Below are 9,940 nucleotides of genomic sequence, written 5' to 3'. Positions count from 1 at the left end.
GGTGGAAAAAATAGCCTAAATAGGCTGATTCGATGTGTTTGCGGGAAAAAAATCGGCCCAGATCCGCGAAATTTTAATCAGCGAGTCAGCTTGGGAAGAAATGACCTGCTTATTCGCACCTTCCTTAGTTCAATTCAACGGACACAAGAAACTATACCGAATCATAGCCAACACTGGCAACGTGATTACTATCTTCCCTGGATTAATCAAAAACATCCAACTTGGGGAAGTAATGAAATATGACAATATTCAAGGTTCATTTATTCTTACACCACAGAACGCAGCATATCAGATGCCAAGTACAAATATTATGGAAGTGACAATAAATGCAACCGAAAACATTCGAGGTTAATTTATGTCTATTCCAAGTAATGTACTAACTAATGCGGATCTTGTCGCGTACTGGAACCTTACACGAGGCGATAACAAAACCGTACTAACAGAAAAAGAACTATATCAATGTGGTGTTATGGTAAAGCTAATAGATGTACTTCCACCTACAGGAAGTAACATATATCTAACTGATGCCATTGCCGATCAAAACTATAATGGGATTAACTATAAGTCTGTACCTGATTTCCTTGATTCATCATTTGCTAACTATGTAGAAAAGAACCAAATCAACAATAACGGTACTTCTTTGAAAGTAAGTAATGTAAGCCAAGATTATCTATCTATGGCGTTACGTGGATTGTGGAATGATGCCAAAGTTAATATCTGGATGGGGATTGTTAACCCAGCTACAGGGGGTATTCTATATGCCTATCGTATGTTTAGTGGTTACATAGATTACTTTAGTTCTGACTTTAACAACACAGCAGGTAATACCACAAATGAAACAACAGTAAATCTAAATTCATTGTGGAAGAAGTTAGACCAAACACAACGCCTGTTATCAAGTACATCAGTACACCAATCATTACACACTGGTGATAAGTTCTTTGACCTAATAGGAATACTAAATAGTTCAGAGCAATTCTGGAAGAGTAGCAAGAAATAATGAAAAACGGATTTATAACAGAGTACCTAAGTGGTTTAGTTGGTGAACCTTTAGTGTACGGTACTAATGATTGTCATATCATGGTGCTAACAGTAATTGATATGATCACAGGTAGTAATTACCGTGATGAAATCTACCAGAAATACACAACACCAACAGCAGGTAGAAAATACGCAAAAGCTAACTGTAGTTATTCTACTCTACATCTATTGTGTAAAGAAAAAGGCGAATTAGTAACTGAACCACTTGATGGGGATATCATCATTTCATCAGGTCACAGTACAGTTTATTGGCGTGGGAAAGTAGTAATTTTATCAGAAGATAAATCTAACTATATCGTTTCTCAATATATCCCAAATGAAAAAGACAAAATATACAGATTTAAAGGGGAATAACTATGGCAGTAGCAGCAGTTGCCGTAGCTATTATCGCAGGGGCATCAGCAGCGGCAGCAGCATACGCAGCAGGTTTAGCTTTAGCAGCAGTAGTAGCTATAGGTATTGGTACAGCAGCACTATCTTACATTAGTTCATCACAGATGATGAATGTAGGCCAAATGGGGGTAACGTATCCGAGTACGGGTAGTAACAATGCCCGATCAACATCACCAAGTACTGGTATTCCGATCAGCTATGGCGGATCACATCGTAACGCAACAGAGGTAGCCTATAACAAGTTAGGCTCTATCGTCGTATGGCAGAACGTCTATAAAGGTACTTCAAACCAGTTATGTACGGTTCACGCGATCAGTATCGGTGAAATCGGGCAAGTACCAGGGGAACAATCACAAGGCGTAATCAAGCAGATCTATTTTGATAATGCTCCGGTGCTCATGGATGGTGCGTACATCACCACAGAGGGGATCGTGCCTACCTCAATGATGATTGAGAAGTACCGCAAATACTTACAGATTGAGGTACGTTTTGGTAAGCCGTCCTACGGTGGTTCTATGACGCTTGCCCGTCAATATGGCGGTAGTCAATGGACTGACAACATGCGTGGTGATGGTCTTGTACAGATTTGTACCGTAATCAAGAAAACCAACGATTCATTGATTGATGGGATTCTAACGAACCAGAACTATACATTATCGGTAGAAATGCGTGGACGTATGATCTATGACTTAACTGATAATGTACGTAAACCAAGTTCAAACCCACCAAGCCAACTATATGACTTTATCACTAATACAGAATTTGGTTTTGGGCTTGATCCTAATGATATTGATATTACCAGTTTCCGTAATATGGCAAACTATTGTGCTCAGAATCATTTCTATTCCAATGGTAATATTCAATATGATAAATCATTTAAGGAAAACATTGAAAATATTCTACAAACATTTGGTGGTGTACTTTATGAATCAAACGGAAAGTACTATCTAACCGTTGATGCTCCAGATATTCCAAGTGTACATTTTGATGAAACAAATATTATTGGCAGTGTGAATATCACAACGGGTTCTAAGTCTGACTATTTTAATACAATGGACAGTACCTATACAAACCCAGGAAATGACTATTCACAAGATATTATCCGTTATCCAAGTGATGCCATTAGTAACGCATCCATTGCTAAAGATGGTTATATTATCAAGAAGGATTTAAACTATCTTTGGGTACAGGATAAAAATCAGCTTGCTATTCTTAGTAACATTGAATTACTAAAATCTAAGTACATTACGAACACGATTACTTTCAATACCTATGTAACAGATATGAAAGTATATGATGTGTTTACAATTGATTTTAAAGAAGCTGGATTTAGTAATAAAAAGTACAGATGTATTCAACGTACTGTACCAATGACCGTTGATAAAGCAGGCATTATCCAGATCACCGCGATTTCATATGATGATGGTATATATCAAGGAAAAGATCCGGGACAATTCCCACAAGATGGATTGACCAATCTACCTAACCCAACATACGTAGAACCTCCAAGCAACCTACAGGCTCAACGATTAGGGGCAACGGCATCAGGTAACACCGTTTTATTAACATGGGATCTTAGTCAGGATACAACTGTACGTGGTTATAAGATTCGTTATAAACGCAGTGATTCCAGTGTTTGGATCAGCATTGGTAACGTAGGGCAGTACTCTACCAGTTTTGAGATATTAAATCTTCTATATGGTGTACAGTACGATTTTGCTATTGAGGCGTATAACACATTAGGTTATTCATCGGAATTAGTAGCTATCTATAATCAAACACCACAAGTTATATTCGCATTACCGAAGATAACTAATCTTGATATGGTGAATGATGATGTAGGTTTAAACCAGACATATGCTCAAGATTTTATTTTACGTTGGGATGATCAGGCTAACATAGCCGTAAATGGTAAAACATTTGCTGATTTCTTCAAACACTATGAAATACGTGTGTATGACCGCTACAGGAACTACATCACATCGTACTACACCACTACAAGCAACTGGACGTACTCATATTCAATGAATACCAGTGATGGCCTTAGTCGTTACCGTGTATTTGGGATTATCGCTCATGGTTGGGGTACTGGTATCTATAGTGAAGAAGTTCAGATTGAAGTTAGTAACCCACAACACCCACAGTTGTTAGGTGTAAATTTGAAGAGTGGTTATGATTCCGTGTTCATTGACTGGACTGAATCAAACGTACCGGATTATGCGGGAATCGTTCTACAAATCGCACTTGATGAGGGGTTTAGTTCAGGGTCGAAGTACTTTAGCAGTGCTAACCGCTATTCAGCATCGTTTGGTATTGAAGATGGTTCATGGTTCGCACGAGTAGCAGCCTATGACGTGTTCGGACAGGATGAACTTGTATGGTCGCCAACTATCGGTTTTAACCAGAACACGAAGGTTCCATACAGCAAATTGAACGAAGATGTTATTGATAGCCTACTGAACAGTGATACGGCTACTGGCATTGTTGAGAAACAGATCGTAGATGAACTTGGGTCACGCTGGCAGCTACAGGTATCAAACAACGGTAACGTAACGGGCATTGCCTTAGCAGCAGATGAAAAAACATCTGTGTTTACCGTAATGGCGGATCGCTTTAGCATTATCAGTACTGACAGTGCCAAACTATCAGACAGGGTTTATCCCTTTGTGGTTCAGGGTGGTAAGACTTATATCAACTCAGCAGTGATAGCATCAGCGAGCATCAATGAGGCTATGATCAATAACCTTTCCGTTTCACGAGCGAAAATTCAGGATGCCGCAATCGACAATACGAAAATTGCCAATGCCGCAATCCGTAACGCTCACATTATGGATGGGGTGATAGACTCAGCGAAGATCAGCCAGCAGATACAATCCAGTAATTGGGATGGTACGAACGGTTGGATGATTAACAAGAACGGTACAGCCAACTTTGGTAACGCTACTATTCGCGGTACTATTTTTGCGAACAGCGGGGTACTCAACAACGTTACTATCAATGAAAACTGTAACATTCTTGGTACTTTGAGTGCCGCACGTATCGTAGGTGATCAGTGTCGTCCACAATCGACGGGCATAGCATCAGTGCCGTTTATTTTCGGTTCACATACAGTATCAGGTGGTCAGGCCGCTAATGATCCAGTAGCTTATCAACACTATGTAGCGTTGCGTATACGTGGTGAAGATTTTGATCGTATCCTTGATAGTAATATGACTATTACACTTACTTCATTTGAGCGTCAGTACTTCTATATTCGTATGGGTGGTGATGGCATTGGTTTAACAAACTTAGCTTTCGTTGATGCTGGTAACAATGGACATAACACACCATATACTTTCCCAATCAATGGTATCTATGTACCTGCTGTTGGTCGTGGCAAATGGAATTATATCTATGTTATGTGTACTACATCGCGTTCTGGCTTAGCCTCACTCAATGTACCTCCGTTATTAAGTGCTCTTATATATCGAGCGGGAGAACAACCTTTATATAATGCGTAATAAATACTATTACCAAATTATATAACATAGGGAAATTCTTAATGGATATTGGGACACTTTTTGCTCTGGTTATTAGTGGTTTAGGAGTTTTATATTCTATCTTCCGTGACAATACAAAAGATACAAATGATTTATTAAATCGTGTATCCGATCTTGAAACTACCATTGCGGTACAAGATAGTAACATTACACGTCTAAGCGACGAACAAGACAAGATGAAAGAAACCTTGCGAAACCTTGAAATTCAAATTCACGAATTGGATATCAAACTTGAAAGGATTATTACTATTCTTGAACAATCAAAGCAGTAATTAAAAAGGGATAGTACCGTAAATGATACTATCCCTTTTTTTACTTATTAGTTAGTTGTGCGATCATCGCATTAACTCTATTTGGTGTCTGACGATACCATAAACTATCTTTTGCTTGTTTGATTGCTTCCGTGTAGTTGGCATCACGTAGTGCTTGAATCATCTTTTTAAACTTCATTGTTCCAGATAGGCCAAGTTGAAAAATCATGATGATCATGAAGTCTTGCCAATCTTTAGGAATGGTTAGGTTTAGTTTACTTAGCTGGCTTGTTGCTATGGCTATATCTTTATCAAGTATGCGAAGTGCTTCAATCTCAGTAATACCGTTAGTGAAGTTTTCATTTGGTAGTACTTTATGCCCGAATCCTACAGTTAAGAATCCTTCTGTATCTTTATACGGGTAGTACTTGTCATTGCGAAAGTATCCCATACGTGTTTGATATGCTCGTGAACCTTCATATTCTATTAATCGTGTTTTTAAATCCATCTTCATAAATACCTTTAGTTAATTTTAAAAAGGTATTTACTAATGGCAGGACGCATTAATAAGAATTGGGAGATGTTCGATAAAGACCGATGGGATATTTCAGACGTAACAGACGGCAACTATACATCTTTTGTTTACATCATAGAGTTTCCAGAAACAGGGGAATTCTATTATGGAAAGAAAATGATTTATCAAAAAGTTAAAAGCATAGATAAACTAAAAGTTACTTCTGTAGAATCTAACTGGAAAAACTACACAGGTAGTAGTAAGACAGTGAATGCTATGATTGATGCTGGCATGGATTATACAAAGAAGATTTTGTATTGTGTTAAATCAGACGCAGAAGCAAGCATTATTGAAACGGCGTTGATCTCATACTTTGGTTTACATCCAGACAATCTAAACAAAGCGATTCTATGTAAAGCACGTTTACCAAAGAATAGACGTGATTTATTCAATGTACTACAAGATTTAGTAGCGATGTTAGGGAATAGGTAATATGGCATGGAAGGGTGGCAATAGTCCTAATGATATGAAGCGATTCATAAACAAAAATAGCCCAAAGATAGGACAAGAATTTAAAAAAGAATTAAGTAGCCGTATGCGTATAGTTACACAGCACATTCAAAGAAAAATTGATAATGATGTAGCGGGCGGTGGTGTCGCGTTTACTGGAAAGAGTATGTACTTTAACTTTAGAAAGATAAATGAGTTCAAGTCAGTTAACCAGATCATCCTACTACCTAATCAAGCATCATATCTAAAGTACATTCTTGATCCAGCATATAAGAATGTCAAAGAAGGTAAGATCATACCGTACCAGAATGCCAAGTTAACTAAACAGGGTAACATTACACAGCTACGTTCAAGAACGAAGAGTAATAAATACAAAAAGGTGAAGAGTAAGAACGGCAATACGTACTTAATCGACACTACCAAGAAATCCTCTAAACGTAATCCTAAACTGGCACGCGAACAAAGGATGATTGGTTATTACGGTTCCGTTGGTAGAAAACCATTGTTTGATTTCTATGATGAAACCGAGAAGCAAGTAATAGAACAATTAAGAACATTACGCGGTACGTTTGATTACCGTTGGAGGAAGTAAGATGGATAACTTAGAAAATTTCCCATGTTATGATCATTCTGTACTAACAGATTTTTCTTTTCAGACAATACAACCTGTAAGTGTTACCTTACCATATGATAAAGCACTATCTGGTAGTAAGCTCATAAAAAAGAAAGTAGATAAAACAAAAGGCGATTTAGTCGTATATAGTTTTCATCATCATACAACACCTAAAGTAAATGAAGATGATGTATTGATGATTGAACTATTAAAAGAACAAGTAGAAGTAAAGGTACTATTATCTTACAACCACATCTTTAAAGGTCATCGCGTAGTTTCTTGTGTTTGCCAAATACAATAAGGACTAATTATGATTGGTGTAATACTAGAACTACTATCAAAGGGTATGGATTTTTTCATTAAGAGAAAAACTATTCAAGCAGATGTAGAAAAAACAAATGCCGAAGGGCAGATAGAAACTAACAAAGAAGAGATTGAAAAGGTATCATTCCATTGGCGTAATGCTCTTGGCTTTGTGATCACCTTAATCATTCTCTATAACTGGATCATAGTACCAGTACTAGATGCTTTTGGTATTGTAGTAATTCAAGTACCACTAGGACAGCTACTACAAGTGCTTCTAATCATGGTCGGTGGCAGCTAATAAAGCCCCGTAAGGGTTTTTTGTTTTGTGCTATAAATATCACTTGATAATAAATTGTTTTTGTTGTTAATATTTCCTAGTTGATACTGATAATGGTTATTGCTATGAACTGGAATAAAGCAGTTGATGTTGTTGTTAAGTTTGCAAGAGTGAATTTGATTTCTTTTCTATCATTTTTATTTGGTATCATATTTGTACTTTGTTTTATCAAAACTGATAAGTTGTCTGATTCTGTAAGTGCGTTAGCAAATGCTATTATGGCAATGGCGGCTATTATAGGTTTAGTATTTGCGAGAAAATGGAAACGTGACGCCACTAAAGATAAAGTCATTGATAAGTGTGTTCATATCATGACGGTTATTATACCTGATATAAAAAGGTTATACGTGCCTACATTACATGTTAAAATTGCACAAACATTTCTCATTAAAATGAAAGAAAACCAATCAACTGATTTCAAACATGCTCGCGAACTTCGAAACACACTCAGATCCTATAATATCTTGATGGGGCAATGTAGTGAATCTTTGAGTTTGTTCAAGGCTGATTTAAAATACGTAAAAACTTTATCATGGAAAGTTAATAAAAAAATAAATCCGGATTTGACTACCTATAGTGATTTTTTATCTACCATCGCGAGTAAACAATTTGAGTTGATAACATACATTATTGTTATTGTTAATTATTGGGGATTATCCATGACCGATGGTGATGATAGTGAGGCTGATGATAATTTAACAAAGAATTTATCCGATGATGAGTTTGTCGATATGTGTCTTAAGTTATGTGCTGAAATAATTCGGCTCAAAGAAGATTTAAATAAATTGATTTTGCGAATGAATATAGAGACGTTGTCAGTTTTTGATGTGTTTGAACCTTCATAGTATTTCTAATGCCCGTATAATGAATCTACGGGCATTTTTTCTACCAGTTCCAGTTTTCAGTGGTTTTTAATCCGCGTAAGTTAGTATGCTCAGTATAGGTTGCTCTAAGTACTCTTTCACCAGTTTCCTTTGAAACAATGTCATAAACATCGATTTCAGTTTCACCCATTGAACCTTTAGTTCTACTGCTTATATGGACGTAATCATACTGCTCTGGTGGATAATTACGTTTGAAATCATCGTCAGTCATGTTTTCACCCTCAATAATATAAAATATATCTGTAATGGATTATTCACACTTCCAGATCGTATTCTGTACTCCACTACCTTTAGGTAAATGTGGGTTCATGTTAGCACTATGTATGTAAGTTGCCTTTTCTTTCCCATACTGCTGACATGCTTCATTAGCTGTTTTTTGTAAACTATCCAAACCATACCAACCGTCAGACTGAATGCTAACAGTTTTACCATCATTATATTGTACTGCTGCACATCCCGCTAATGTTAACGGGATAAGAATCATTATTAGGGATTTCATTATTATTTCCTAAATACCCGTACACAAACTGTACAAGGGTATATTATGGCAAGAATTACAAAAAAGGAATCAGCATTACACATTCAAGTAATGGATCTCATCCACTCAGATAAGCAACTAACCCAAGACGATAAAGAGTTTATCTTCAACAACTACAAAGGCGATGGTATAGGGGCTACTGGTGCTTTCTTCACACCTGAAATGCTCGCATGGGATTTCATACTTGATGCTGGTTGTACTGGTCAATGTATTGAACTTTGTGCGGGTATAGGTCGCCTCAGCTACTACCAGTACTTAAGAAACAACCCAACGCACATTACCTGTGTTGAACTAAATCCAGAGTACGTAATGATCGGGAAGAGGGTACTACCAGAGGCGGAATGGATCACAGGTGACGCTCTACAGTACACCCCAGACCGTTTCTATGAAGTTGCCTATGGCAATCCACCTTTCGGTAAGATCAACACGTCAGAAGCGTACACAGGCTGTTATACAGGCTCTGAATTCGAATACAAGGTGATTGAACATGCGAGTACTTTCGCGTCCTATGGGGCATGGATCGTACCGCAAGGTTCCGCAGGGTTTAAGTACTCAGGCCATAGGTACTATGACGCTTCAGTACAGACAGCCAAGTACCAGAAGTTTGTTAATGATACAGGGTACACGTTTCAACCTGGGGTAGGGATTGATACCAGTATCTACAAGGACGAATGGAACGGTACGAAGGTAATCTGTGAGAGCGTTTGTGTGGATTATGACGGCACAAACTTTTAATTGTAAGGTAAGTACATCCATAGATAGATACGAATCATGAAAATACAAGAGCTTACAGATGAACAGAAGCAGACGTTACGTAAGAATTTAAGGGAAGCGATGAGAGTACTGGGAGAAATCGACCGGATAAAACAAGAAATTGCCAATATACGTAACAACTCAAATTATCCTGCTACAAGGCTGAAAGGAACGATACAAAAGTGATTGTGGGAGAATCTGTGTGGGCTAAAACGACACAAATTTCAGATGTATTTCACTTTACGCTGCTTCCAGCGTGGC

General features: G+C 37.6%; 15 protein-coding genes. 12 read left to right on the top strand and 3 right to left on the bottom strand.

Going from position 1 to position 9,940, the window contains the following annotated elements; genetic code table 11:
• The 5 genes from ACHHZ6_RS08545 to ACHHZ6_RS08525 form a co-directional block, all read left to right on the top strand.
• On the top strand, nucleotides 1–243 hold a 243-nt coding region (locus tag ACHHZ6_RS08545; RefSeq protein WP_395122086.1), incomplete at its 5' end, for a hypothetical protein.
• A gap of 112 nt (nucleotides 244–355) precedes the next feature.
• Nucleotides 356–1,000, top strand: coding sequence for a hypothetical protein (locus ACHHZ6_RS08540; protein WP_050597010.1), 645 nt, complete (start codon nucleotides 356–358; stop codon nucleotides 998–1,000).
• Entirely contained in the window at nucleotides 1,000–1,395 is a 396-nt protein-coding gene (locus ACHHZ6_RS08535) for a DUF6950 family protein (protein ID WP_063161161.1), read from the top strand. The genes ACHHZ6_RS08540 and ACHHZ6_RS08535 overlap by 1 nt, the downstream gene beginning before the upstream one ends.
• 2 nt (nucleotides 1,396–1,397) lie before the next feature.
• Nucleotides 1,398–4,934, top strand: a complete 3,537-nt coding sequence (locus tag ACHHZ6_RS08530) for a fibronectin type III domain-containing protein (protein WP_395122085.1) — start codon at nucleotides 1,398–1,400, stop codon at nucleotides 4,932–4,934.
• A 41-nt stretch (nucleotides 4,935–4,975) separates the two neighbouring features.
• Complete coding sequence (locus ACHHZ6_RS08525) at nucleotides 4,976–5,245, top strand: hypothetical protein (RefSeq protein ID WP_075191933.1); 270 nt, start codon at nucleotides 4,976–4,978, stop codon at nucleotides 5,243–5,245.
• A 40-nt stretch (nucleotides 5,246–5,285) separates the two neighbouring features.
• On the opposite strand, the gene ACHHZ6_RS08520 is transcribed toward ACHHZ6_RS08525, so the two are convergent.
• Nucleotides 5,286–5,732 (bottom strand): glycoside hydrolase family protein, encoded by a 447-nt coding sequence (locus tag ACHHZ6_RS08520; RefSeq protein WP_176473217.1) that lies wholly within the window; start codon nucleotides 5,730–5,732, stop codon nucleotides 5,286–5,288.
• A 42-nt stretch (nucleotides 5,733–5,774) separates the two neighbouring features.
• Between ACHHZ6_RS08520 and ACHHZ6_RS08515 the strand changes: the two genes are divergently transcribed.
• The 5 genes from ACHHZ6_RS08515 to ACHHZ6_RS08495 all read left to right on the top strand — a co-directional run bounded on the left by ACHHZ6_RS08515 (nucleotide 5,775) and on the right by ACHHZ6_RS08495 (nucleotide 8,349).
• A complete protein-coding gene (locus tag ACHHZ6_RS08515) occupies nucleotides 5,775–6,230 on the top strand; it encodes a hypothetical protein (RefSeq protein ID WP_095450835.1) in 456 nt (151 codons plus the stop codon).
• Between the two features lies 1 nt (nucleotide 6,231).
• On the top strand, nucleotides 6,232–6,840 hold the full coding sequence (locus tag ACHHZ6_RS08510) for a hypothetical protein (RefSeq protein ID WP_395122084.1): 609 nt from the start codon (nucleotides 6,232–6,234) through the stop codon (nucleotides 6,838–6,840).
• A gap of 1 nt (nucleotide 6,841) precedes the next feature.
• Nucleotides 6,842–7,162: a hypothetical protein gene (locus ACHHZ6_RS08505; protein ID WP_141238775.1), complete on the top strand. Its 321-nt coding sequence runs from the start codon at nucleotides 6,842–6,844 to the stop codon at nucleotides 7,160–7,162.
• Between the two features lie 9 nt (nucleotides 7,163–7,171).
• Nucleotides 7,172–7,465 (top strand): 3TM-type holin, encoded by a 294-nt coding sequence (locus ACHHZ6_RS08500; protein WP_063215042.1) that lies wholly within the window; start codon nucleotides 7,172–7,174, stop codon nucleotides 7,463–7,465.
• 104 nt (nucleotides 7,466–7,569) lie between these two features.
• Nucleotides 7,570–8,349, top strand: a complete 780-nt coding sequence (locus ACHHZ6_RS08495; protein WP_177317329.1) for a hypothetical protein — start codon at nucleotides 7,570–7,572, stop codon at nucleotides 8,347–8,349.
• Nucleotides 8,350–8,389: 40 nt separating this feature from the next.
• Here ACHHZ6_RS08495 and ACHHZ6_RS08490 read toward each other — a convergent pair whose 3' ends face one another.
• Both ACHHZ6_RS08490 and ACHHZ6_RS08485 read right to left on the bottom strand, forming a co-directional pair.
• A complete protein-coding gene (locus ACHHZ6_RS08490; protein ID WP_177317330.1) occupies nucleotides 8,390–8,599 on the bottom strand; it encodes a hypothetical protein in 210 nt (69 codons plus the stop codon).
• A gap of 39 nt (nucleotides 8,600–8,638) precedes the next feature.
• Nucleotides 8,639–8,887, bottom strand: a complete 249-nt coding sequence (locus ACHHZ6_RS08485; protein ID WP_097338297.1) for a hypothetical protein — start codon at nucleotides 8,885–8,887, stop codon at nucleotides 8,639–8,641.
• A 45-nt stretch (nucleotides 8,888–8,932) separates the two neighbouring features.
• Between ACHHZ6_RS08485 and ACHHZ6_RS08480 the strand changes: the two genes are divergently transcribed.
• Nucleotides 8,933–9,661: a methyltransferase gene (locus ACHHZ6_RS08480; RefSeq protein ID WP_333054848.1), complete on the top strand. Its 729-nt coding sequence runs from the start codon at nucleotides 8,933–8,935 to the stop codon at nucleotides 9,659–9,661.
• A gap of 36 nt (nucleotides 9,662–9,697) precedes the next feature.
• A complete protein-coding gene (locus tag ACHHZ6_RS08475) occupies nucleotides 9,698–9,865 on the top strand; it encodes a hypothetical protein (protein ID WP_164879461.1) in 168 nt (55 codons plus the stop codon).
• The last annotated feature ends 75 nt before the right edge of the window (nucleotides 9,866–9,940 follow it).

It is taken from the genome of Enterobacter cloacae complex sp. 2024EL-00214 (assembly GCF_043945575.1).
Taxonomy (GTDB): domain Bacteria; phylum Pseudomonadota; class Gammaproteobacteria; order Enterobacterales; family Enterobacteriaceae; genus Enterobacter; species Enterobacter cloacae_P.
This window is presented reverse-complemented; position numbering and strand designations above follow the sequence as displayed.